The sequence below is a fragment of the Tatumella sp. JGM130 genome, assembly GCF_018257525.1.
Lineage (GTDB): Bacteria > Pseudomonadota > Gammaproteobacteria > Enterobacterales > Enterobacteriaceae > Tatumella > Tatumella punctata.
On the sequence record NZ_JAERJS010000035.1, the window covers coordinates 1 to 22194 of the forward strand.

Annotated in this window: 29 protein-coding genes and 1 pseudogene; 24 read left to right on the top strand and 6 right to left on the bottom strand. The window is 51.9% G+C overall.

Annotation, left to right across the window (positions count from 1 at the left end; all coding sequences use genetic code 11):
- The 7 genes and pseudogenes from JK211_RS17130 to JK211_RS13980 all read left to right on the top strand — a co-directional run.
- A pseudogene (locus JK211_RS17130) lies at nt 1–123 on the top strand (single-stranded DNA-binding protein); the annotation flags it as partial.
- A 13-nt stretch (nt 124–136) separates the two neighbouring features.
- Nucleotides 137–511 (top strand): hypothetical protein, encoded by a 375-nt coding sequence (locus JK211_RS13955; protein ID WP_212709283.1) that lies wholly within the window; start codon nt 137–139, stop codon nt 509–511.
- Between the two features lie 54 nt (nt 512–565).
- Nucleotides 566–898 (top strand): hypothetical protein, encoded by a 333-nt coding sequence (locus JK211_RS13960; protein WP_212709284.1) that lies wholly within the window; start codon nt 566–568, stop codon nt 896–898.
- A 303-nt stretch (nt 899–1201) separates the two neighbouring features.
- Nucleotides 1202–1465: a hypothetical protein gene (locus tag JK211_RS13965; protein ID WP_212709285.1), complete on the top strand. Its 264-nt coding sequence runs from the start codon at nt 1202–1204 to the stop codon at nt 1463–1465.
- A 63-nt stretch (nt 1466–1528) separates the two neighbouring features.
- Nucleotides 1529–1735: a hypothetical protein gene (locus tag JK211_RS13970; RefSeq protein ID WP_212709286.1), complete on the top strand. Its 207-nt coding sequence runs from the start codon at nt 1529–1531 to the stop codon at nt 1733–1735.
- Between the two features lie 87 nt (nt 1736–1822).
- Entirely contained in the window at nt 1823–2095 is a 273-nt protein-coding gene (gene xisR, locus JK211_RS13975) for an excisionase family protein (RefSeq protein ID WP_212709287.1), read from the top strand.
- 10 nt (nt 2096–2105) lie between these two features.
- Nucleotides 2106–3398 carry a site-specific integrase gene (locus JK211_RS13980; protein WP_212709288.1) on the top strand — a complete coding sequence of 431 codons (1293 nt, stop codon included), beginning with the start codon at nt 2106–2108 and terminating at the stop codon, nt 3396–3398.
- A 26-nt stretch (nt 3399–3424) separates the two neighbouring features.
- On the opposite strand, the gene fliE is transcribed toward JK211_RS13980, so the two are convergent.
- Nucleotides 3425–3733: a flagellar hook-basal body complex protein FliE gene (gene fliE / locus JK211_RS13985; protein WP_212709289.1), complete on the bottom strand. Its 309-nt coding sequence runs from the start codon at nt 3731–3733 to the stop codon at nt 3425–3427.
- Nucleotides 3734–3951: 218 nt separating this feature from the next.
- On the opposite strand from fliE, the gene fliF reads away from it, so the two are divergent.
- The 14 genes from fliF to rcsA all read left to right on the top strand — a co-directional run bounded on the left by fliF (nt 3952) and on the right by rcsA (nt 15801).
- A complete protein-coding gene (fliF, locus tag JK211_RS13990; protein ID WP_212709290.1) occupies nt 3952–5664 on the top strand; it encodes a flagellar basal-body MS-ring/collar protein FliF in 1713 nt (570 codons plus the stop codon).
- Complete coding sequence (gene fliG / locus JK211_RS13995; RefSeq protein ID WP_212709291.1) at nt 5661–6653, top strand: flagellar motor switch protein FliG; 993 nt, start codon at nt 5661–5663, stop codon at nt 6651–6653. Before fliF ends, fliG begins: the two co-directional genes overlap by 4 nt.
- Nucleotides 6637–7365, top strand: coding sequence for a FliH/SctL family protein (locus JK211_RS14000; RefSeq protein WP_212709292.1), 729 nt, complete (start codon nt 6637–6639; stop codon nt 7363–7365). The genes fliG and JK211_RS14000 overlap by 17 nt, the downstream gene beginning before the upstream one ends.
- Nucleotides 7365–8738 carry a flagellar protein export ATPase FliI gene (gene fliI / locus JK211_RS14005; protein WP_212709293.1) on the top strand — a complete coding sequence of 458 codons (1374 nt, stop codon included), beginning with the start codon at nt 7365–7367 and terminating at the stop codon, nt 8736–8738. The genes JK211_RS14000 and fliI overlap by 1 nt, the downstream gene beginning before the upstream one ends.
- Nucleotides 8735–9187 (top strand): flagellar export protein FliJ, encoded by a 453-nt coding sequence (fliJ, locus tag JK211_RS14010; RefSeq protein ID WP_212709294.1) that lies wholly within the window; start codon nt 8735–8737, stop codon nt 9185–9187. The genes fliI and fliJ overlap by 4 nt, the downstream gene beginning before the upstream one ends.
- Nucleotides 9175–10623 carry a flagellar hook-length control protein FliK gene (locus JK211_RS14015; protein ID WP_212709295.1) on the top strand — a complete coding sequence of 483 codons (1449 nt, stop codon included), beginning with the start codon at nt 9175–9177 and terminating at the stop codon, nt 10621–10623. The genes fliJ and JK211_RS14015 overlap by 13 nt, the downstream gene beginning before the upstream one ends.
- A 160-nt stretch (nt 10624–10783) precedes the next feature.
- The gene (gene fliL / locus JK211_RS14020; protein ID WP_212709296.1) at nt 10784–11278 is read left to right on the top strand and encodes a flagellar basal body-associated protein FliL; all 495 of its coding nucleotides are present in this window, start codon (nt 10784–10786) and stop codon (nt 11276–11278) included.
- Between the two features lie 3 nt (nt 11279–11281).
- Nucleotides 11282–12289, top strand: coding sequence for a flagellar motor switch protein FliM (gene fliM, locus JK211_RS14025; protein ID WP_212709297.1), 1008 nt, complete (start codon nt 11282–11284; stop codon nt 12287–12289).
- Nucleotides 12282–12686, top strand: a complete 405-nt coding sequence (gene fliN, locus JK211_RS14030) for a flagellar motor switch protein FliN (RefSeq protein ID WP_212709298.1) — start codon at nt 12282–12284, stop codon at nt 12684–12686. Before fliM ends, fliN begins: the two co-directional genes overlap by 8 nt.
- 2 nt (nt 12687–12688) lie before the next feature.
- A complete protein-coding gene (gene fliO, locus JK211_RS14035; RefSeq protein WP_212709299.1) occupies nt 12689–13081 on the top strand; it encodes a flagellar biosynthetic protein FliO in 393 nt (130 codons plus the stop codon).
- Nucleotides 13078–13806 carry a flagellar type III secretion system pore protein FliP gene (gene fliP / locus JK211_RS14040; protein ID WP_212709300.1) on the top strand — a complete coding sequence of 243 codons (729 nt, stop codon included), beginning with the start codon at nt 13078–13080 and terminating at the stop codon, nt 13804–13806. Before fliO ends, fliP begins: the two co-directional genes overlap by 4 nt.
- A 39-nt stretch (nt 13807–13845) precedes the next feature.
- Nucleotides 13846–14115, top strand: a complete 270-nt coding sequence (fliQ, locus tag JK211_RS14045; protein WP_212709301.1) for a flagellar biosynthesis protein FliQ — start codon at nt 13846–13848, stop codon at nt 14113–14115.
- Nucleotides 14116–14120: 5 nt separating this feature from the next.
- Nucleotides 14121–14894, top strand: coding sequence for a flagellar biosynthetic protein FliR (gene fliR, locus JK211_RS14050; RefSeq protein WP_212709302.1), 774 nt, complete (start codon nt 14121–14123; stop codon nt 14892–14894).
- A 388-nt stretch (nt 14895–15282) separates the two neighbouring features.
- On the top strand, nt 15283–15801 hold the full coding sequence (gene rcsA / locus JK211_RS14055; protein WP_212709303.1) for a transcriptional regulator RcsA: 519 nt from the start codon (nt 15283–15285) through the stop codon (nt 15799–15801).
- A gap of 56 nt (nt 15802–15857) precedes the next feature.
- Here rcsA and dsrB read toward each other — a convergent pair whose 3' ends face one another.
- From dsrB to JK211_RS14075, 5 genes are all read right to left on the bottom strand, one after another.
- Nucleotides 15858–16052, bottom strand: a complete 195-nt coding sequence (gene dsrB, locus JK211_RS14060) for a protein DsrB (protein ID WP_212709304.1) — start codon at nt 16050–16052, stop codon at nt 15858–15860.
- 103 nt (nt 16053–16155) lie between these two features.
- Nucleotides 16156–16287: a hypothetical protein gene (locus tag JK211_RS17015; RefSeq protein ID WP_256441190.1), complete on the bottom strand. Its 132-nt coding sequence runs from the start codon at nt 16285–16287 to the stop codon at nt 16156–16158.
- A gap of 34 nt (nt 16288–16321) precedes the next feature.
- Nucleotides 16322–17236, bottom strand: a complete 915-nt coding sequence (locus JK211_RS14065) for a DUF808 family protein (RefSeq protein WP_212709305.1) — start codon at nt 17234–17236, stop codon at nt 16322–16324.
- 77 nt (nt 17237–17313) lie between these two features.
- Complete coding sequence (locus JK211_RS14070) at nt 17314–17592, bottom strand: hypothetical protein (RefSeq protein ID WP_212709306.1); 279 nt, start codon at nt 17590–17592, stop codon at nt 17314–17316.
- Between the two features lie 161 nt (nt 17593–17753).
- The gene (locus JK211_RS14075; RefSeq protein ID WP_212709307.1) at nt 17754–18473 is read right to left on the bottom strand and encodes a phosphohydrolase; all 720 of its coding nucleotides are present in this window, start codon (nt 18471–18473) and stop codon (nt 17754–17756) included.
- 387 nt (nt 18474–18860) lie between these two features.
- Between JK211_RS14075 and shiA the strand changes: the two genes are divergently transcribed.
- From shiA to JK211_RS14090, 3 genes are all read left to right on the top strand, one after another.
- Nucleotides 18861–20180, top strand: coding sequence for a shikimate transporter (shiA, locus tag JK211_RS14080; RefSeq protein ID WP_212709308.1), 1320 nt, complete (start codon nt 18861–18863; stop codon nt 20178–20180).
- 159 nt (nt 20181–20339) lie between these two features.
- Entirely contained in the window at nt 20340–21332 is a 993-nt protein-coding gene (locus JK211_RS14085) for a metal ABC transporter solute-binding protein, Zn/Mn family (RefSeq protein WP_249213288.1), read from the top strand.
- A gap of 1 nt (nt 21333) precedes the next feature.
- Nucleotides 21334–22164 carry a metal ABC transporter ATP-binding protein gene (locus JK211_RS14090; RefSeq protein WP_212709309.1) on the top strand — a complete coding sequence of 277 codons (831 nt, stop codon included), beginning with the start codon at nt 21334–21336 and terminating at the stop codon, nt 22162–22164.
- The last annotated feature ends 30 nt before the right edge of the window (nt 22165–22194 follow it).

Sequence of the window (22194 nt, forward strand, 5' to 3'; positions counted from 1 at the left end):
GGCAACCGGGCTCAGACGAATGCCCCGCCTGCTGCCAGTGAGCCTCCTATGGACTTCGATGACGATATTCCTTTTGCTCCGATTGGTCTGCAACACCCTACCCATTTCATCTATTCAATCTAAATAAGGCCACATCATGAAACTGTCACCGGAAGAATCGGAGGTCTTGTCACGCCATCCGGAAAGGTATAGGGATATCGAAGCTCGGAATCTCATCCGGATGACAGAACGTGAACGCAGTGAATGGCTGACCAGACAACGGATTGTTATGGGATGCATGGAAGCACTCACCGCCGCTAAAAATGGAGAGTCACACCCGCGGCTGAATCAGATGATGGTCAGGCACAACAATAAGCTGACATCAGTCAACCCGCCATTGCCTGCATGGATAGTCGAACAAAGGGAAAAGGACAGAGCCGAAGGATGGCGACGTTACTGGCAGGAGCATAAGCCGCAGGAAGTAACATTCCCGACAGCCAACACGTCAGGACGAGGTGGTTTCGGCGATTAATTCATTCACCCTCCCTATCCGGAGGGTTACTTATTGGAGGGGAACGTGAAGAAGATGAAAGCAATCGCATTAACCAGACCATGCAGTAACTGTCCATTTCTGGACTCTCCGCAGTCCATTTCTCACGCGCTGAATCCCGGGCGACTGGCGGGCATAAAATCAGAACTTCTTGCTGATGATATGGTGCCGTTTCTGTGCCACAAAACACTCTCAGGCCATGAAGATGATAATGGCCAGTATCAGCATAGTGGCAAAGAATCGCACTGCATGGGTTCAATGGCATGGCTTTATCGTCAGGGCCGTTTTAATATCAGCATGAGACTCGCTGCAATGGATAAAACATGGCTCGAAAACCTGAAGCAAAGCGCCCTTTTGGTGGTGCGATGATCCAGAGAACAAGCATGCTGATAATCAGGGGCTGGTACCCTGCTTACATTAAGCGAATAGCGTTCCGCATTGCTCTGTGGGATGCGTACAGGAGGAAGTGATTATACTCGCCGGATACGTCATCCTCATTATTTCCGGTAACCAGGCAATTCCCATCACTGAACATATCTACCCCACCGAAACACAATGCCAGGCCATCATCAACCGACTGCATGAGCTGCGGCCGACGGCTGAGTTATTGTGTGGTGAAGTAGAAAGGAATGTGTTAAAAGTCTAATATAATGGAAGTGTGGGAGAGATCTTATGTCATTACAATTAATTGTTATGATGGAAGATGACAGAAATGTTATCCATAAAACCGATGAGTTGCCAGAGTTTTGGCCTGTAGATATTTATTATAAAGATAATAGCCAACAACGGGTTACACATAAGCAAATTTTCAAAAAAGTACTCACAATAAGTCTTGAAGATAAAAAATATTTATTAGTTTCAGCAAGAAATCGTATTCTCTCATTCAATGAAATCGAAAAAGCAATCAAACACTCTATGCTTCAGCCAATAAATTAATTATTAAATTTAACCATTACTAACCCGCTTTAGCGGGTTTTTTATTGCCTAAAGGAAACCGCTATGACCCACGCCGACCCGCTCGACCAGGCATCAGAACTGGAACATCAGCAGTTACAGGTAGCAATGGCTAATCGCACATTGCCGAAGCCATTCAACGGTAAGTGCCCCAGCTGTGACACCAAGATAGACAAAGGCCACTACTGCGATACAGCCTGTCGGGAAGATGCAGAAAAGCACGAACGCGTCGCCAGATTTAAACGCCACTAACCCCACCCACTAAAACCACACCACCCTATTCCCGCACCGGTCACCGGCGGTTTCGTCGTGCCTGCGGGTTGGGTAAAGGAGAATGCTATGAGTCAGGTTGTTTTACTCAAGCCCGCTAAGTGGGTAACCAAAGAAGTGTTAACCTTGACCACCGGCCTGAAGCCAGGAACGATCAGGCGGGCCCGGGAGAAATCCTGGTTGCTGGGACGCGAATACTTGCACGTATCCCCGGAAGGAGCGCCGCTTGAAACAAGCGAGTGTATGTATAACACGGAGGCAATTGAAAAATGGATTGAGTCCCAGATAAGGAAGCAACCAAACGGATTTGGAACAAAAGTGAAATCAGCCTTTAAGGCTTAAGAGAGGAAATATGTCAGAGAGGAAATATCCGCCGGGAGTAGAAAGCCATGGCGGATATCTGCGTATCAGTTTTATGTACAAGGGGGTCAGAGTTCGGGAAAAGCTATCCGTTCCTGACAACGCCAAAAACAGAAATCAGGCAGCAAAGCTACGTGAAACAGTAATCTATGGAATAAAAACAGGGACGTTTGACTACGCCAGTATGTTCCCGGCATCGGTTAACCTGCATAAGTTCTTTTCTGTTCAGGCTCCGATCACCCTCAATGAAGCTCTGTCTAAGTGGCTGGCAATAAAAGAAACAGAAGTGGCCGCATCAACCCACTCTGTTTACCAGAACATTTGCAGAACCATTCTCAGTTATCTTTCCGGCTCAAGAATGCTTGATTCAGTCACAGTAGAGGACATTCTTACCCTTCGCTCACGACTGCTTAAAGGTAAATTCTTTTCCGGGAGACACTTAAATCACGAAAGAACCGGAAGGTCAGTGCCCTTTGTGAACGGATGCATAACACTCCTGTCGTCAGTTATGAAATTCGCTCACGAAAGCGGGTACATATCCCGGAACGTTACATTGTCTGTATCCCCCCTGAAGAAAGACAAGGTAAAACCAGACCCGCTAACGAGGGATGAATTTTACCGAATGATAGATTCATTGCGCACCAGACAAATGAAAAACCTGTGGTCACTGGCCGTTTTCACAGGAATGCGTCATGGGGAGTTATGCGCACTTTCATGGGGGGATATCGATACAAAGAACAGGACTATCTCAGTAAGAAGGAATCTTACATCAAAGGGCTACTTTACGGTCCCGAAAACCAACGCCGGTATCAGGAAAATATTTCTGATAGATGCCGCGTGGGAATCTCTGCGTGACCAGATGGAGTTAACCCGAATGATGCCAGAAAGTACCGTTTCAGTAATAAAGAGAGAGTACGGGAAAAAGGAAACTGAAGTGCTGGCATTCGTTTTTAGCCCAAAGATTAATGCAACAAAATCAGAGTCTGCAAATCACTACAGTGTTAAGTCACTCCCACAGACATGGAGAGCCGCACTTAAACTGGCGGGAATAAAAGACAGAAAGGCATACCAGTCCAGACACACATATGCATGCTGGTCATTGGCTGCCGGAGCAAACCCAAACTTCATAGCATCCCAAATGGGCCACACAAATTCTCAGATGGTACACAATGTTTATGGGACATGGATGCCAGATAATGATGAGTCACAGAGAGCTATCCTGAATGAAAAATTAAATGATTTTGTCCCATCACTGCCCCATGGAGTAATAGCAATGAATAATTAATATTTAAAAACAATATATTAACCTCATCACACTGACATATTCATAATGTCCGTATAAGCGTTAACCAGTTTATTCCTTACCTGAACGCCCATTTGCAGAGATATTGTGGCTTTTTGCATCTCCAGCATCAGGTCATTAAGGGAAATATGACTATTCCCGGCATCGAATTTTTCCGAGTCAGACTGTGAGCGATTATAGTGCTGGCTGATATTGCCTAATGCCGACCGCAGTAAACCGCTGAATGACTGGCCCTGTTCTGCAGCTTTTTCTTTTCCGCCCGCAATCCCTGCCATTACTGACATCTCTGCGGAGACTTGCTGAATTAATGATGACATATATCTTCCTGCGAATAACCTTCAGTCAATAAAATCTACAACAGACACAAAATAATAAAGCGGGAATATACCCCTTAAAAAGCCGATTATTTCCGCCATCATTCACCGTCAACCGGTAAATAATGCGGGATATTGCCCCCCTGCCCTCATCACGTAATACAGGAGAATGATGTGTTGTTAACAGAAATAAGGCCAGGCTCTGTGGCCGGGATATTCCAATGACAATAAACCCTGCAGATATTTCGACAACATTTTCCGCCAGAGCACAACACCTTCTGGAGAAGTTACGCACTTCCGCAGGTATCCCGCTGATTTTTGCTGCCGCAGTCTCTGTGGCAATCGTCGTCGGTTTAGTACTCTGGGCTAAAGCTCCGGATTATAAAATGCTGTACAACAATATTTCCGAACAGGACGGCGGAAATATTATCAGCAGCCTGGGGCAGATGAATGTGCCTTACCGGCTGGATGAAAATACCAGCAATATTCTGGTACCTGCCAGCCAGGTACGTGAACTGCGTCTGAAACTGGCTGAGCAGGGGTTGCCGCGCGGTGGCAGCACAGGATTTGAGCTGCTGGATCACGAAAAATTCGGTATCAGCCAGTTCAGTGAGCAAATCAATTATCAGCGGGCGCTTGAAGGTGAGCTGGCGCGGACTATCGAAAGCCTCGGGGCGGTCCGTACTGCCCGCGTTCACCTGGCCGTCCCTAAAGCCTCGGTCTTTGTCAGAGATAATGCGTTACCGACGGCATCGGTCACTTTACAGTTGCAGCCGGGACGGGCGCTGGATGATGGCCAGGTCAATGCTATTGTGCATATGGTGTCAAGCAGCGTCAGTCGTTTACCCCCGGCTAATGTGACCATCATTGACCAGAATGGTGCGTTGCTGACCAGTTCCGTCTCCGGCGGACAGTTACTGAATAGCGTACAGCTGAAATATACCGCCGAAGTCGAGCGTAATATGCGTCAGCGGATCGAAGATATTCTCGGACCGGTGGTCGGCCGTGGCAATGTCCGGGCCCAGGTCACAGCAGAAATCAATTTTGATAAACAGGAACAAACCGACGAACATTATACGCCAAATAATAAACCGGATAGCCAGGCGATACGCTCACAACAGTCCAGCGACAGTCAGCAAAATGGCGAAATATTACCAGGCGGTGTGCCCGGGGCGCTGACCAATCAGCCATCCCCGGCCCCTGTTGCGCCGGTGACCACGCCGCAAACTGCCCCGCCAGCGACTCCGGCGGCACAAAATGGCGCAGCCACCAGCACGGCGGCCGGTACAGCGGCCAGAGCCCGTGCCACAGTTCCCCAAAATCAGCAGTCACAGCATGACTCAACCACTAACTATGAACTTGACCGGACAGTCAGGCATACGCAACTCAATACCGGTGATATAAAACGGTTGTCCGTGGCCGTGGTAGTCAATTATCAGGCCGGCGAACAGGGAAAAGCCCGGGCTCTGCCGGAGCAACAGTTACAGCAGATCACCGCCCTGACGAAGGAAGCAATGGGGTTTTCTGCCAGCCGCGGTGACTCAGTCAGGCTGGTAAATACGCCCTTTAACCGTGTGACAGACGATAACAGTCCGCCTTTGTGGAAAACACCGCAGTTTGCTGACCTGCTGCTGTCTGGCGGCCGGTGGCTGATAGTGATTATTGCTGCCCTGCTGCTTTACCGTAAAGCCGTGAAGCCGCTTCTCGAACAACGCCGTGCTGCAGCCAGTCAGGAAAAAGATATCGCCCTGTCCTCGTCTGCGCCGGAAACTGAACCTGACAATAGCAGTGACGGCACCTTACAGGAAACGGCACGCAAGGCACAACAGCGTATCAATAGTGAAATTTTAAGCAGGCGTATCCGCGAGATGTCAGAAAACGACCCGCAGGTGGTCGCACTGGTAGTCCGTGACTGGATGGGGAATGAACTATGACACTGAACGGAACAACAAAAAGTGCCATTCTGATGATGGCACTGGGAGAAGAACGGGCTGCCGGGGTATTCCGGCACCTGAACCAGCGTGAGGTCCAGCACCTCAGTGCAGCCATGGCCACCATGAAACAGGTGTCTCATCAACAGCTGACCAGCGTATTACAACAGTTTGAAAAAGAAGCTGAACAATATGCCGCCCTGAACCTGAATAACAATGAATATCTGCGGACCGTTCTGGTCAAAGCGCTGGGTGAGGAGCGGGCCAGTAGTCTGCTGGAGGATATTCTTGATACCCGCGACACAACGTCAGGAATGGATGCCCTGAACCTGATGGATCCGCCTTCCGCGGCCGACCTGATCCGTGAAGAGCACCCGCAAATTATTGCTACTATCCTGGTACACCTTAAACGGCCTCAGGCCGCGGATATTCTGGCACAGTTCGATGATAAATTGCGCCAGGATGTGATGCTGAGGATTGCCACTTTCGGCGGAGTGCAGCCTGCGGCTCTGGCAGAACTGACCGAAGTACTGAATAACCTGCTCGACGGACAAAACCTTAAACGCGCCAAAATGGGCGGGGTACGCACTGCGGCTGAAATCCTCAATCTGATGAAGTCCCAGCAGGAAGAGTCTGTTATTGAAGCGGTCCGTGAGTTTGATAACGAACTGGCGCAAAAAATTATTGATGAAATGTTCCTGTTTGAAAATCTGGTCGATGTGGATGACCGCAGTATTCAGCGCCTGCTGCAGGAAGTCGATTCAGAGCAGTTGCTGGTTGCTCTGAAAGGGGCTCAGCCACCGCTACGCGAAAAATTCCTAAACAATATGTCCACACGGGCTGCAGATATTTTGCGTGACGATTTAAGCAGCCGTGGCCCGGTAAGGATGTCAGTCGTGGAAAACGAACAAAAAGCGATACTGTTAATTGTCCGCCGCCTGGCCGAGTCAGGCGATATTGTGATCGGAGGGGCAGATGAAACCTACGTCTGAGTTACCGGAAAATATGCACTGGCGCAAATGGCAGCCCGAACATTTTGAACTGCCTGCTCCCGTGGCAGCAGAGCCGGAAACTCTGTCCGCCGCAGAGCCGGATACGGCTGAAGTGATTAACAGTGCACCGCTCACAACACCCTGCGCCCCCGCGGAACCCTTGCCGGAGCAGCAGCGGCAGCAGATATGGCAGCAAGGTTATCAGCAGGGATTTACCGCCGGTGAAACATCCGGACATCAGGCCGGATATCTCGAGGGGAAACTGGCTGCCGGACAGCTGCCGCCGCCACCTCAGCCGGCACCGGAACAACAACAGATCCGCCAACTGGCGGAAAGTTTTGCCCATTCGTTACAGATAATCGACGCGGTTATCACCAGCCGGTTATTACAGCTGGCACTGCAGATTGCCTTACAGATCACCGGTGACGCGGTTAAATGTGACAGCCAGCGGGTTGCCAGGCAGATCAGCCGCTTGCTGGAACAGGACCCGCTGTTCAACGGAACGCCACAGTTACGGGTTCATCCGCAGGATTTGCCACTGGCGGAGAAAATATTCGCCGAACAAATCGCGGCCCGTGGCTGGAAACTGGCCGGTGATACTGCTCTGCAGCCCGGCGATTGCCTGTTACAGGGGGAGGAAGGCCAACTGAATTGCAGCATCTCAGATCGCTGGCTGGCACTTTGTCAGAGAGCGCAAACAGGAGCCTGCTGATGCAATATCCTTTCGAACGCTGGCTGCAACAACTGGATCGTTTTGAAACATCATTACTGTCTCTGCCAGAGGTCCGGCGCTACGGGCAACTGACCCGGGCCACGGGGCTGGTGCTGGAAGCCAGCGGACTGATATTACCGCTGGGGGCGGTCTGTCTGATTGAGCGCAGGAATGCACCTCCGGCCGAGACCGAAGTCGTCGGATTCAGTCACCATAAGCTGTTCCTGATGCCGCTGGAAAATACCGACGGACTGACACCCGGAGCCAGAGTGTTTGCTGCCGGACAGAGTCATACCGGTAATGGCGAAGGGAAACAACTGCCCCTCGGCCCGTCGCTGCTCGGCCGGGTGCTCGACAGTAATGGCCGCCCGCTGGATAACCTGCCCCCGCCGCGGGTGACTGATTACGGATCCCTGTGCAGTCGCCCGATAAACCCGCTGCAACGCACACCGATTCAGCAGGTGCTGGATACGGGGATCCGCGCGATTAACGGGTTGCTGACCGTTGGCCGTGGTCAGCGCATGGGGCTGTTTGCCGGATCCGGGGTCGGGAAAAGCGTGCTGCTGGGAATGATGGCCCGTTATACCCGCGCGGATGTGATTGTGGTCGGGTTGATTGGGGAGCGTGGACGGGAAGTCAAAGATTTTATTGACAATATTCTCGGTGCAGAAGGTCTGGCACGTTCGGTGGTGATTGCGGCTCCGGCCGACCTTTCGCCCTTACTGCGTATGCAGGGAGCTGCCTACGCGACACAGATTGCTGAAGATTTCCGTGATCGCGGTCAGCATGTGTTGTTAATTATGGACTCCCTGACTCGTTATGCGATGGCCCAGCGGGAAATAGCCCTGGCGATGGGTGAACCTCCGGCAACCCGCGGGTACCCTCCTTCAGTCTTTGCCCGTTTACCGGCTCTGGTCGAACGGGCGGGCAACGGTGATGATGGCAAGGGATCGGTCACTGCCTTTTATACGGTACTGACCGAAGGTGATGATCCCCAGGACCCGATTGCCGATGCGGCCAGGGCTATTCTCGACGGCCATATTGTCCTGTCACGGCAACTTGCCGAGGCAGGCCATTATCCGGCCATCGACATTGAAGCGTCAATAAGCCGTGTAATGTATGAATTAGTCAGTGGATCACAACTGCAACAGGCACGTTATTGTAAGCAACTGCTTTCAGCCTGGCAGCGCAACCATGATTTGATCAGTGTCGGTGCGTATGTCTCTGGCAGCGATCCGTTGCTGGATGAAGCGATCAGACTGCATCCGGTAATGACCGCTTATCTGCAACAGGGTATCCGGCAGTATTGCAGTTATGCGTCTGCCTGTGAGCAGCTGGAACATTTGTTTAGTCGTCCGGAGGAACAGTCATGAATAACCGCCCCGTACTTGTCACCCTTTGTGAGCTGGCCAGCAACCAGGCCGACAACGCAGCCCGGCAACTGGGTCAGCTGCAATCGGCACAGCAACAGGCCCTGAACCAGCAACAACTGCTGACCGGTTACTATCAGGATTACCAGCAATACCTGCAACAGAAGATACAACCGGGGATGCCTGTCGGCCACTGGGATGACTATCAGCAGTTTCTTCCTGCGGTGCAACAGGCGATCAGCCTGCAGCAGCAGGCAATACAACAGGGTGAGCAGTATATCGCCAGCGCACTGGCGTACTGGCAGAGCAAAAAACAACGACTGAATGCGTTGCAGACATTGCTGCACCGCCATCAGCAACGCCTGAATGCGCAGCAACAGCGACAACAGCAAAAACTGACTGATGAATTTTCTGCCCGCCGTTTTCACGGAGCACAATCATGTCGCAGCTGATTATCCTGGCGCAGGCGCTGAATAAAATCAGTAGCCACAGTAACAACCTGTCTGCGGGAAAACCCGTCGCGGCCTGGCCTTTCTCCGACCTGATTTCCTCGCCTGACGGGCTGATAACCGCTAAATCCGGCCGCCACCCGATCGCGAAAAAGGCGACAGTTCTGCCGTCCGGTAATAACATCACCGCCAGTCATATCACGCCATTGCTGGCCATGCTGACAACACCGGTTATCCCCGGCAGGCTGATGTCTCCAGCCGGGACAGAACTGCGGGAACGTCTGGCAGGCCCGCTGACAAGCACGGGTCTGCCAGACCACCGGTCTGCATCCCCGCGTCATCTTCCGCCCGCCGCCGCAGATATCATGACGCAGTCGTCTGACGAACATCTCCCCCGACAGTCGCGGTTCCCTGTCCTGCCCGGCGGGGATTCCCGCCAGCACTTACCGGTAACCGGCAAACGGCCAGCACCGGCTGCGCCAGCGAGGGGGCAGCATCCGTTGACGGCAGAAACACCCCTTGCGGCCGGGCCCCGCCAGTCGGTGCTGCCCATACCATTGTTCAGGGTGCCGCAGGCCAGTCCGGCGCCGGTCAGTGACCATATCCGGCCGGCACCGGTCTCAGCGTCCACTGCACACACTCACTTGCCGTCGATCATCGCCTTATGCAGCGATAACGGGGGGCCTCTGGCTGCCGGGCGGGCGATGACCGCCAGCACACCGGTAACCGGCAAACGGCCAGCACCGGCTGCGCCAGCGAGGGGGCAGCATCCGTTGACGGCAGAAACACCCCTTGCGGCCGGGCCCCGCCAGTCGGTGCTGCCCATACCATTGTTCAGGGTGCCGCAGGCCAGTCCGGCGCCGGTCAGTGACCATATCCGGCCGGCACCGGTCTCAGCGTCCACTGCACACACTCACTTGCCGTCGATCATCGCCTTATGCAGCGATAACGGGGGGCCTCTGGCTGCCGGGCGGGCGATGACCGCCAGCACACCGGTAAGTGTTCCCGCGGACAACCCGGCATGGCAACAACAACTGAGCCGTCAGGTGATTTTTATGCATCAGCAAGGCTTACACACGGCGGAACTGCGCTTACATCCGCAGGAACTCGGCAGTCTGAAAATTTCGCTGGTGATGAAAAGCGATCAGGCGTACCTGACGTTATTGTCCGGCCACAGCCAGGTCAGAACGGTACTGGAAGCGGCATTACCCGACCTGCGACATGCACTGGCCGGGAATGGTATCAGTCTGGGAGGAAGTTTCGTCGGTAACGAGGACCCCTCATCGTCGTCAATGTTTACCCCGCCGGATAGCCGACAATACCCGTCGGGCTCCCCTGCCGGCAGCTCGCTGGCCAGCGAAGATCCGCCGGTGATGCATAACACTGCCGGCGTCAGGATGCTGACACTGACCGACGGCCGGGTCGACCTCTTCGCCTGAAACGCTGCGTCATCACCCTGGCTGATGGTACCGGTATATCCGGAAGTATGCTGCTCTCTGTTCAGAAACAGGCTCTTTTCGGCCCATTGTCCGGTGATTAACCCGGGATAATCCCGGGCAGCAGCAAAGATTTACCTCTATCAAGGAACTGATTTAGCTAATGACTACACTCCCGAGAAAGAAAACAACAAAGCGTCTGTTACTGTCGCTGATGGTTATTGTGATTCTGATCGCTGCCTGCACGATTGCCGGTTACAGTTTTCTGAAAATGAAACAATCCGATCCGGGAACGCAGAAAAAAACAGCGACTGTCGCTGCCCTTCCCCCGGCCAGCCCGGTATTCCTGGCGCTGGATGCCTTTACGGTGAATCTGCCAGCCACTACCCCCGACGATGAAGACAAGGTTCTGTATGCCGGATTTACTCTGCGCCTGCCCGATGAGGCGACCCGCAACCGGCTTAACCAGTATTTACCGGAAGTCCGCAGCCGTCTGATTTTACTGCTGACCAGCCAGAATCAGCGGGATCTGGAAACAGAACAGGGTAAGCATGACCTGACCGGAAAAATTAAACAGGTACTGGCACCGTCATTTATACCCGGTCAGCCGCCACAGGTGATTAACGATGTACTTTTCACATCCTTTATTCTGAGATAATCCATGGCTGACAATATTCTTTCTCAGGCTGAAATTGACCAGCTCCTGAATGGCGATAACGGCAGTAACGACAGCACAGCAAGCCCGCAGCATGGCGAAGAAGCGGTTAAAGCTTATGACCCGGCGACCCAGCGCCGGATTGTGCGTGAGCGTCTGCAGGCGCTGGAAATTATTAATGAACGTTTTGCCCGCCAGTTCAGGATGGGATTATTTAATCTGTTGCGCCGCAGCCCTGATATCAGTGTCGGGCAGGTTAATATTCAGCCCTATCAGGAGTTTGCCCGTAATTTACCGGTGCCGACCAACCTGAACCTTATCCATCTGAAGCCCCTGCGTGGTACCGCACTGGTGGTGTTCTCACCCAGCCTGGTGTTTATCGCTGTGGATAATCTGTTTGGCGGCGATGGACGCTTTCCGACCAAAGTTGAAGGCAGGGAATTTACGTATACAGAACAGCGGGTGATCCACCGGATGCTGAAACTGGCACTCGATAGCTACAGTGAAGCATGGCAGGCGATTTATCCGTTATCAATAGAATTTGTCCGTTCAGAAATGCAGGTCAAATTTACTAATATCACTACGTCACCAAACGATATTGTGGTGAATACCCCGTTCCAGGTAGAAATTGGTAATCTGGTGGGTGAGTTTAATATCTGTATTCCATTTCCGATGATCGAACCATTACGCGAATTGCTGGTGAATCCTCCCCTGGAAAACTCCCGTCAGGAAGATAACCAGTGGCGTGAAACCCTGGTCAGAGAAGTACAGCTTTCAGCACTGCAAGTCACCGCCCACTTCGCCGATATCGCCCTGCCCCTGTCGCAGATTTTAACCCTGAAAACCGGGGATATCCTGCCACTGGATAAGCCTCAGCATGTGACAGCACATGTCGATAATGTGCCGGTATTTACCGGACAGCATGGCATTTTAAACGACCAGTATGCCCTGCGTGTACTGACACTGATTAATCCGACATTACACTCTTTGCACGAGGATCAGCCTGATGAGTGATATACAGCATCCGTCAGAAAATAACGGGCCAGAGCAGGACCTGTGGGCCGAGGCTATGCAGCAACAGGCGGCTACAGTGACCGACACTGTCCCGCCGCAGACCGCCAGCGAGGATGCCCCGGACACGGCGGAAGCACAGGATGTCAGCCTGATTATGGATGTTCCGGTACGGCTGACGGTGGAGCTGGGCCGGACCCGGATGACCATTAAAGATCTGCTGCGTCTGACGCGGGGATCGATCGTCCCGCTGGAAGGGCTGGCCGGTGAACCTCTGGATATTCTGATCAATAGTTATCTGATAGCCCAGGGGGAAGTGGTGGTGGTTAACGATAAATATGGCGTCAGGATCACCGATATTATCACCCCGTCAGAACGTATGCGTCGTCTGAGCCGCTAATCATGCCACTGCAATCATTAACCGGTACGCCTGTTCCACCCGACAACCTGTTCGCGCTACAGGATATCGCCCACACCAGTGCTGTTTTACTGGTGTTACTGGCGGTGCTGTTTGCCCTGCGCTGGCTGCTTAAAAAACAGCGCATTACCCGCCATACGGGCCGTAGCGGGCTACAGATCAATGACAGCCTTGTCGTAGGTCAGCATGAGAAAATTGTGGTGGTAGCATTGTCTGACTGCCAGCTGGTACTGGGGGTAACAGCTCAGCAAATCACCCACCTTTACACATTACCTGCCACAGAGCCGCCCGCGGCGCCTGCTTCTCCGGCCACCGACAGCCAGACTTTTCTGCTGCGCTTACAGACGCTGCTGACACATAGAGGATACCGACAATGAAATTGTCACTGCCCTGTCTGTTATTACTTTGTCTGATCCCCGCCGCGGGATATGGGGCACCCGTGCCATTACAATCACTGACGGCTGACAGTCCGGACTGGCCCCTGCCGGTGCAAACTCTGGTGTTTATCGGGGCACTGACACTGCTACCGGCGGCCTTACTGATGATGACCAGCTTTACCCGAATAATTATTGTCTTTGGCCTGTTACGCAGTGCACTTGGCACGCCGTCGGCCCCGCCGAACCAGGTGATGCTCGGGCTGGCTCTGTTTCTGACTTTTTTTGTGATGTCACCGACCCTCGACCAGGTATACCAGCAGGCCTGGCTGCCTTTCAGTGAAAACCGGCTGCCTGCCGGAGAGGCACTGGCTGCAGGCAGCCGTCCGCTGGCCCGGTTTATGCTGAAACAAACCCGTGAATCAGATTTGGCCCTGTTTGTCCGGCTGGCGAAGCATCCGCCAATCCAGCGTCCCGAAGATGTTCCTATGCGTATTCTTGTTCCGGCCTATATCACCAGCGAATTAAAGACAGCCTTCAGGATTGGCTTTACAGTATTTATTCCTTTCCTGATTATCGATTTAGTGGTCGCCAGCATACTGATGGCGCTGGGAATGATGATGGTGCCCCCGGCAACGATTTCTTTACCCTTTAAGCTGATGTTATTTGTGCTGGCTAATGGCTGGCAGGTGCTGATTGGTTCACTGGCACAGAGTTTTATTCAATAACCCTGCGGATTACCGTTTAAACCTGATAAGGAATAGCTGATGTCTCCTGAAGCTGTGATGTCCGTAGGACAAAATGCGATGAAAGTCGCATTGTTGCTGGCATCCCCGCCATTGCTGGCGGCACTGGTCAGCGGATTAGTGATCAGTTTATTGCAGGCTGCCACCCAGATTAATGAACAAACGTTATCTTTTATCCCGAAAATTCTGGCTGTGGTGCTGACCCTGCTGATTGCCGGTCCGTGGATGCTGAATCTTTTACTGGAATATATGCGCAGTATTCTGACTTCCGTGGCTTTTGCGACGAGTTAGAGGCGATGAATTCTGCCAGTATCAGCCAGCTGTCAGCCATGGTCAGTGATTTTTTCTGGCCATTCTGCCGGATTCTGGCCCTGATCAGCGCCGCACCGTTGCTGAGCGAAAAACAGGTCAGTCCGCGGGTAAAAACAGGGCTGGCGCTGGCCATTTGCGGGCTGATTACCCCGTTACTGCCAGCCAGTGGTATTTCGTTATTTTCCCTGGCGGGGATACTGACCCTCGGTCAGCAATATATGATTGGAACCGCGCTTGGCTGGGGGATGACATTTGCTTTCGCCGCGGTCCGGCTGGCGGGTGAAGTTACTGGCCTGCAGATGGGACTGTCATTTGCCTCATTCTATGATCAGTCCAGTCACAGTACTGTATCGGTACTGGCCCGGATTTATTATATGCTGGCCCTGTTATTGTTCCTCAGTTTTAATGGTCACCTGTGGTTACTGGAAACAGTGACAGAGTCTTTTTCTGCTCTGCCCGTCGGCGTTCGCTCTCTGTCACCGGGGGGAGTCAACGCCCTGTGCCAGTTCGCGGCAATAATATTCAGCAGTGCCCTGCGGCTGGCCCTGCCATTGATTATGTTTCTGCTGACCCTGAACCTGACTCTTGGCTTGCTTAACCGCATGTCACCACAATTATCGGTATTCGTGGTCGGGTTCCCCCTGACACTGACCCTCGGTATTCTCAGCAGCAGGTTATTATTTCCATGGTTTATACCTTATACCAGTCAGTTATTTAGTCGAATGTCAGAGCAACTGAGCGGAATATTATTACAATGACTGGTATTCACAGGAACTGGCTGATACTCTGTCCCGGCTAATGATTTGCTTGCGGGATTATAATAATACAATACGCTGGTGGGGCCATTCATCACCTGAGCCTGATGAACTATACCCTGGCATATAAATAAAAATCTTATAAAAACATTGCTGTACTTTTTTCAGACACCGGATGCTTTTGTGATACTTTTTGCTAATACTAAACCTTCCTGCCGGATGTGTTTTGTATTTCGCGTGTATGTGTGATTTTTTCATTCGGGCAGGAACATATTTATGTCAAGCGTTATTATCGATCCATGTCATTTCACCCGGACCGGATTAAAAGAGTATCTTAATTCGCAAGGAGTAATAAGCCACTGCTGTCAGTGGTGTCATTAATCCGCAACAATTGAAATGCACACTGGATAGTTTAACACCTTCTCTGGTATTTATTTCTGAACAATGTCTGGATAACCATTGCCGGGAAAACTCAGAAATTAAAAAAGTCATCGCTCAATATCCCGATACTGTATTTTTTATTTTTATGGCATTGCCTAACAGTCATTTCAGCGATCACCTCTATCTGCGTGAGAATATTATTGTCACCACCAAGGCACTGGATAAACTTTCACTGGAACGTCTTATCTCCCCTTATCTGAGCAAAACAGGCAAAAAATTCTCACGCCGTAGCCGTCAGCCAGTCGCGAAACCGGTGGCTTTAAGCCGTGCAGAATCAGATATGCTGAAAATGTGGATGTCCGGCTACGACACCTTACAAATTGCCGGGCTGATGCAGATAAAAGCAAAAACTATCTCTTCCCATAAAGGCAATATTAAGAAAAAAATTAAGACGCAGAATAAACAGGTAATTTATCATCTGGTGAAACTGACTCAGACGCTGACCACTGGTCTTCATTCCGGACACTGACAGCCGTTTTTTACGCAGCAGAGCGGATATGCTCTGCTGCGGGCTGCCTGTGCAGGTTAATCGCCTTGCCCAGGTTCGACAAATATCCCGTCAGGATCGTTCTTTTCATTAAAGAACCAGACCCCCTTCGGGTAATCATCCAGAGCGACCAGAAACATAACACCTTCACTGAATGTTTCCACCGCCAGTACTTTACCCTTACGCCGTGGCCCGTCTGCGGTTTTTACCGTTACCCACTCACCTGTCTGCATGTGCTGTCCTCTGCTGGCTTTATCTGACTACCGGGTCAAAACAAAACAGGACAACCCGAAGGTTGTCCTGTTTTACTGTCTATAGATACCATTGCTCACAGACTCAGATTTTGCAGCCTTCGCAATCAGCCTCGTCACTGAGATCCGCCGGAATTTCAGTGGCTTTTTGCTGTGCTTTGGCTTCTGCATCGGCCAGTTGTGCATCAATGTCAAATTCAAAAATATCGTCGCTCATTCTCTGTTACTCCGCTACTCACATGCCGTGCCAGTTATACCTGTTCACGACGGATTTTTCCAAACAGTTTCACCAGACACAGCACAATCGACCCAATTATCGCTCCGGTAACCAGTGGGGCGGCCGTGCTGCTCAGTACTGATAACCACAGGCTCCCCGCCGGGCGGCTGAGTTGTTCAACCCAGTGGTGTAACCAGGGTATACCGTGTATCGCTATCCCGCCACCGACCAGTAACATTGCCAGTGTACCGACTACCGACAAAATCTTCATCAGCAACGGTGCCAGCACCAGTAATCCGTCCCCCGTACGCCGGGCGACAGATGATGTTTTCTGTTGCAGCCAGTAGCCAAAGTCATCAATTCTGACAATTAATGCCACGATACCGTAAACACCGACCGTCACCAGCAGTGCAATTCCGGACAGGATAAGGATTTGATTCAGCAGTGGTGCTTCTGAAACAATCCCCAGCGTCAGGGCCACAATTTCGGCCGAGAGAATAAAGTCGGTACGTATTGCACCTTTAATTTTATCTTTTTCATAACGTACAGCATCCTGCTGACTGAAATTTTCCAGTCGTTTCTGTCTGGCTTCCGGTGTTTTTCGTTGTTTATCCGCAGTCAGCCAGTGAATAATCTTTTCCATACCTTCATAACTGAGATAAGCGCCGCCAAGCATTAATAACGGCGTAATCAGCCAGGGAACAAACGCCGAAATCAGTAATGCCAGAGGCACCAGGATCACTTTATTCAGTAAAGATCCTTTAGCAACACCCCAGACTACCGGCAGTTCACGGTTTGCTTTTACCCCTGTGACCTGCTGAGCATTGAGGGACAAATCATCACCCAGTACTCCGGCGGTTTTTTTCGCCGCCACTTTTCCCATCACAGAAATATCGTCCAGCAAGGTCGCGATATCATCAAGCAGAGCAAGCAGACTGGTTCCGGCCAAAAATAATTCCTTACCTGTTATCAGGTGTAAACGTGCCGCGGGATAATGCGGCACTGAAGATTAAGCAGAGTGACGCGCTATATTTCCGTATCCGCCGGATGGCAGCACGGGCATATTTCCATTTCGGTGACGGTCATATCGGCAATCCCCGGGGTCTGCCACTCTACCCGCACCGGCTGGCCCGCGGTCAGCTGGTGATGAATATATTTACTCACCGGTGTTTCTGTCAGACCACTGATCTCTTCAGTAGCTACCGGTTGGTCTCCTACATAAACAGTGGCAGTCGCATGGGTTCTGACCATCCGTTCATTCTGCAGGGCATAAAGACGCTTTACTGTCAGTTTGATACTGGCCATAACTGAGTTCCTGATAACGGGGATATAAGGTCACCCCTCACTTTACTCAATAGACCGCATGACAGGCAACCTTAGCCGCAGCACTGAAACACTATTTACTGCCCGCCGCTTTACTGACAAATACTCCTGAACGTGACAGACCAGTTTAGGCCACCGGTCCGTCAGCCGGGGGTTACTCCGGGGATAATTTTTGCCATAAATTCCTGCTGAATATTCTGATCCGGCTGCGGCTGTCCCCCGGACAGTTCGCTGCTTAACCTGGCCATATATTCAACCAGGAATGACGCGTGATATTCGGCCAGCACCCTGCCGGTTTCCGTATGCATCGTCGCCGGTAAACCGAGCAGCTTTGTCTGAAAGTGATCCAGTGACCACTGCACATCATTTAACGGCCGCTGGCGGGCAAAGGGATCATCACTGTCAAAAAGTGCCCTGCCGAGGGCCCCGGAAGTATAAAACACTCTGGCAAGACCAATCGCCCCCAGTGATTCCAGCCGATCAGCATCCTGCACTATTTTCGCCTCCTGGCTTTGTGCCGGGATTCCGGCGCTGAAACTATGGGCTTCTACGGCGTGGCTGACCGCCGGGTAAAGTTCACCGGGAAAATCGGCAAAATCTGCCTGCAGTACACGCAGAGTCTCGCGGGCTGCATAACGTGAGGCAAGATGGCGTTCCGGATGATTTTTAGGCAGATTGACAATATCATGGAAATAACATGCCGTGAGTACAATCAACGGGCTGGCTTCAGTACCGGCCATTATTTTACGGGCACTGGCCCAGACGCGTTGCAGATGCGCCAGATCATGAGCTTTATCCTGATGGTCCCAGTTAGCTCTGAACCATTGGTCAAACAGGGATTGCCATTCAGCGACTGATTTCATATTTACACTCCCTTTGTCTGGCCTGAGTACACTGCTATCCTTGTTTATCATAAGCCCGCATTCTGACAGTAATACGAATCACAACCAAATTTAATGTAACAATCGTCGTGTCGCCGTGGAAATACTGTCCTCCTCCGGAAGATTACTCAGCAGTCAGCGCCGTAAATTCTTACCCTCCGCCGGAGTCATTCGTTTTACCCACACCGGTCGCTGTTGTCTGATTGCTGATATAACTCTTTTTTATATTTTATCTTCAAAACTGCAGTAAAACTGTTTTCACAGCCTCTCTGTCGCGCTAGTCTCTTACCCCTGAATGCCCCCCTGACGATAATAGCGCGGTGTCATTCCGAAAAGTGATAAAAAAAACTAATTACTGGCAGGACAACTATGGACTCAACACTTACATCAGACAGCCATGGATCAAATGGTGACACCCTCTCCCGGGCCAGACGTGCCGCCTGGGGAAGCTTCTCCGGCGCAGTCGTCGACTGGTATGACTTTCTGTTATATGGCATCACCGCGGCTCTGGTGTTCAATCATGAATTTTTCCCGCAAATCAGCCCGGCAATGGGTACGCTGGCCGCATTTGCCACCTTCGGTGTGGGCTTTTTATTCCGCCCGTTAGGCGGCATTATCTTTGGTCATTTCGGCGATCGACTGGGCAGGAAGCGAATGCTGGTGATGACCGTATGGATCATGGGATGCGCAACTGCAGCTATCGGTCTGCTGCCTTCATTTACTCAGATTGGCTGGCTGGCGCCGGTACTGCTGGTAACCCTGCGGGCAATTCAGGGATTTGCCGTCGGTGGCGAATGGGGCGGGGCCGCTCTGCTGGCAGTAGAAAGCGCCCCTGAGAAGAAAAAATCGTTTTACAGCAGCGGTGTTCAGGTCGGTTACGGTGTCGGGCTGTTACTCTCTACCGGACTGGTATCACTGATCAGTCACTTTACTACTGACCAGCAGTTTTTGAGCTGGGGCTGGCGCATTCCTTTTATTTTCAGCCTGTTATTGGTTGCCGGTGCACTCTGGATCCGTAACGGCATGCAGGAGTCAGCCGCGTTCCGCCAACAGGCATTACCGGTAAACTCTTGCCCCCCGCGCAAAGGATTACCGGTATTGCAGGCATTGATCAGACACCCCGGTGCATTTCTGCAGATTATTGCGCTGCGGTTATGTGAGCTTCTGACAATGTATATCGTGACTACTTTTGCGCTTAATTATTCCACGCAGAATCTTGGACTTCCGCGCGAGCTATTCCTGAATATCGGGCTGCTGGTCGGTGCTATCAGTTGCCTGACTATTCCCTGTTTCGCCTGGCTGGCCGATACCTATGGGCGCAAGAAAGTTTATATTGGTGGTGCGTTAACAGGCACTGTGTGCGCTGTCCCGTTCTTTATGGCGCTGGAGTCTCAGTCGGTAGTATGGATCATCTTTTTTTCTCTGATGCTGGCCAATATTGCCCATGATATGGTGGTCTGTGTACAGCAGCCGATGTTTACCGAAATGTTCGGTACCGGATTCCGTTACAGTGGCGCCGGGGTTGGTTATCAGGTGGCCAGTGTGGTCGGTGGTGGTTTCACCCCGTTCATCGCTGCCGCGCTGGTCAGCTGGTCTGCCGGAGGATGGCACAGTGTTGCCGTTTACCTGGCCGCCGGATGCCTTATCTCGCTGGTAGTTGCTGCATTTATGAAGACCCCTTCCCGCTGACAATTTCAGTTGCGTATCCCGGGATCCTTACCGGGGTACGCCCTTTTCATCTCCCCGCCCTATTGACACTACAGCCAGAAAGTATAGGATTAGCATCGTATCATTTTGTTATGTTATAACATACTTAAAATAATCTATCGCATTATCACGGGGATGCTCATGCCAGAATTTAAACAATCAGTCGCTGATATTTCTTCACCTGCGGATTCCGCCGCAAGGATACGCAGGGCAAAAAAACCGTTTTTCGCCCTGATGACACTGTTTAGCGCACTGCTAACCACCAGCCCACAGAGCATAGCCGCCGGAACATCAGTCGTACATGCTATCGGTATTGAAAATCAGTATGCCGATGTCATCAGTCAGATTGGTGGAAAATATGTCGATGTCACCTCGATTATCTCAGACCCGAATACCGACCCGCATACCTTTGAAGCCAGCCCGGGGATTGCACGACAGATAGCGGACGCGACCCTGATTGTCGAAAACGGTGCCGGTTATGATGACTGGGCAGATAAACTGATGGCAGCGTCGCCGAATGCTGCACGTAAAGTAATCAATGTCCACTCCCTGTTAAATCTGCCACAAAATACGGCTAACCCGCACCTGTGGTATCAACCTCAGACCATGCCTGTGGTTGCAGAGGCGATTGCAACACAACTCGCCGAACAATTACCGGCCCATGCCGCCTGGTTCCGTAAAAATGCCGAAAAATTCCGTCAGTCAATGCAACCGGTTGATCAGGCAATCAGTGCCTTCAGGACTGACTTCCCTGATACGCCGGTTGCGGTTACCGAGCCGGTAGGCGACTATCTGCTGGAGGCTATGGGGGCGAAGATCCTTACGCCCAAAGCACTTGAATACGGCATTATGAATGATGTCGACCCGGCCCCTCAGTTAGTCAGCGAACAGAATGCTCTGTTGTCAGGTAATAAGGTGCGGGTTTTCGTGTATAACCAGCAAGTGACCGATCCTGTCACCAGCCATTTCCTCAGCCTGGCGAGGGAACATCATGTGCCGGTGGTGGGTGTCTATGAAACCATGCCTGAGCCCGGCTATCACTACCAGTCCTGGATGCTGGCGGAAGTAAAAGCATTACGCAAAGCATTAACTGATAAGGCCTCAACCGAATCTCTGATGGCCGGAAAACAGTAATATGTCTGACAGGTCTCAGGTTCTGAGCGTCCGCGGGCTGGGGGTCAGTTACCCCGGCCGGCAGGTACTGCATGATGTGAATTTCGATATTGGTCAGGGCGAATTCTGTGGGCTTATCGGGGCTAATGGCTCAGGAAAAACAACATTATTCCGTACATTACTGGGCCTGCAGACCTTGAGTGAAGGCAGAATACTGTTAAATGGCGGTCAGGTTCAACAGGGGTTAGCCGCTGCGGGCTATGTTCCGCAGAAAAACTTCCTTGATCCTGATATCCCTCTGACGGCACGGGATGTGGTTGCTCTGGGCCTCGACGGACATCGTCCCGGCTTCAGCCTGCGGCCCCGTCGTCACCGGCAAATTATTGATGAGATGCTGGCAGCAACAGATGCACTCTGCTTCGCCAGCCAGCGGATCGGACGTTTGTCGGGAGGACAACAGCAACGGGTGTTAATCGCTCATGCCCTGGCCCGTCGTCCGCGCCTGTTACTGCTTGATGAGCCACTGGCTAATCTGGATATGGCTGCAGCAGCGGACATTATCAGTTTGCTGAAACGTCTGGCCCGTGAACAGCAGGTATCGGTATTGTTATCTGCTCACGATATTAATCCCCTGCTCCCGGTCATGGATCGTGTGGTGTATCTGGCAAATGGCCGGGCTGCCAGCGGACCTGCCGGAGAGGTGATCCGCACCAGCGTACTTAGCCGTTTATACGGATATCATATTGATGTCATCCGTGTGCATGGCCGGATGCTGGTGGTCGCGACAGATCCCGCAACCGCGCTGGCCGCTCCCGCCGATGATCAGTTGCCCCATGTCACCTCTGTTCCTTAGGTCTCTGCGTATGTTTTCTGTTTTTCTCTG

Excerpts from the sequence above, each read along its gene's own strand:
- JK211_RS17015 (WP_256441190.1), bottom strand. The coding sequence starts at position 16,287 with ATGAGCGACGATATTTTTGAATTTGACATTGATGCACAACTGGCCGAT.
- fliQ (WP_212709301.1), top strand. The coding sequence starts at position 13,846 with ATGTCTCCTGAAGCTGTGATGTCCGTAGGACAAAATGCGATGAAAGTC.
- JK211_RS13980 (WP_212709288.1), top strand. The coding sequence starts at position 2,106 with ATGTCAGAGAGGAAATATCCGCCGGGAGTAGAAAGCCATGGCGGATAT.
- xisR (WP_212709287.1), top strand. The coding sequence starts at position 1,823 with ATGAGTCAGGTTGTTTTACTCAAGCCCGCTAAGTGGGTAACCAAAGAA.
- fliM (WP_212709297.1), top strand. The coding sequence starts at position 11,282 with ATGGCTGACAATATTCTTTCTCAGGCTGAAATTGACCAGCTCCTGAAT.
- fliJ (WP_212709294.1), top strand. The coding sequence starts at position 8,735 with ATGAATAACCGCCCCGTACTTGTCACCCTTTGTGAGCTGGCCAGCAAC.
- JK211_RS14090 (WP_212709309.1), top strand. The coding sequence starts at position 21,334 with ATGTCTGACAGGTCTCAGGTTCTGAGCGTCCGCGGGCTGGGGGTCAGT.
- JK211_RS13960 (WP_212709284.1), top strand. The coding sequence starts at position 566 with ATGAAAGCAATCGCATTAACCAGACCATGCAGTAACTGTCCATTTCTG.
- JK211_RS13955 (WP_212709283.1), top strand. The coding sequence starts at position 137 with ATGAAACTGTCACCGGAAGAATCGGAGGTCTTGTCACGCCATCCGGAA.
- dsrB (WP_212709304.1), bottom strand. The coding sequence starts at position 16,052 with ATGCAGACAGGTGAGTGGGTAACGGTAAAAACCGCAGACGGGCCACGG.
- JK211_RS13970 (WP_212709286.1), top strand. The coding sequence starts at position 1,529 with ATGACCCACGCCGACCCGCTCGACCAGGCATCAGAACTGGAACATCAG.
- JK211_RS14075 (WP_212709307.1), bottom strand. The coding sequence starts at position 18,473 with ATGAAATCAGTCGCTGAATGGCAATCCCTGTTTGACCAATGGTTCAGA.
- fliI (WP_212709293.1), top strand. The coding sequence starts at position 7,365 with ATGCAATATCCTTTCGAACGCTGGCTGCAACAACTGGATCGTTTTGAA.
- fliN (WP_212709298.1), top strand. The coding sequence starts at position 12,282 with ATGAGTGATATACAGCATCCGTCAGAAAATAACGGGCCAGAGCAGGAC.
- fliP (WP_212709300.1), top strand. The coding sequence starts at position 13,078 with ATGAAATTGTCACTGCCCTGTCTGTTATTACTTTGTCTGATCCCCGCC.
- fliG (WP_212709291.1), top strand. The coding sequence starts at position 5,661 with ATGACACTGAACGGAACAACAAAAAGTGCCATTCTGATGATGGCACTG.
- JK211_RS14070 (WP_212709306.1), bottom strand. The coding sequence starts at position 17,592 with ATGGCCAGTATCAAACTGACAGTAAAGCGTCTTTATGCCCTGCAGAAT.
- fliR (WP_212709302.1), top strand. The coding sequence starts at position 14,121 with ATGAATTCTGCCAGTATCAGCCAGCTGTCAGCCATGGTCAGTGATTTT.
- fliF (WP_212709290.1), top strand. The coding sequence starts at position 3,952 with ATGACAATAAACCCTGCAGATATTTCGACAACATTTTCCGCCAGAGCA.
- JK211_RS14085 (WP_249213288.1), top strand. The coding sequence starts at position 20,340 with ATGCCAGAATTTAAACAATCAGTCGCTGATATTTCTTCACCTGCGGAT.
- fliO (WP_212709299.1), top strand. The coding sequence starts at position 12,689 with ATGCCACTGCAATCATTAACCGGTACGCCTGTTCCACCCGACAACCTG.
- fliL (WP_212709296.1), top strand. The coding sequence starts at position 10,784 with ATGACTACACTCCCGAGAAAGAAAACAACAAAGCGTCTGTTACTGTCG.
- JK211_RS14015 (WP_212709295.1), top strand. The coding sequence starts at position 9,175 with ATGTCGCAGCTGATTATCCTGGCGCAGGCGCTGAATAAAATCAGTAGC.
- fliE (WP_212709289.1), bottom strand. The coding sequence starts at position 3,733 with ATGTCATCATTAATTCAGCAAGTCTCCGCAGAGATGTCAGTAATGGCA.
- shiA (WP_212709308.1), top strand. The coding sequence starts at position 18,861 with ATGGACTCAACACTTACATCAGACAGCCATGGATCAAATGGTGACACC.
- JK211_RS13965 (WP_212709285.1), top strand. The coding sequence starts at position 1,202 with ATGTCATTACAATTAATTGTTATGATGGAAGATGACAGAAATGTTATC.
- JK211_RS14000 (WP_212709292.1), top strand. The coding sequence starts at position 6,637 with ATGAAACCTACGTCTGAGTTACCGGAAAATATGCACTGGCGCAAATGG.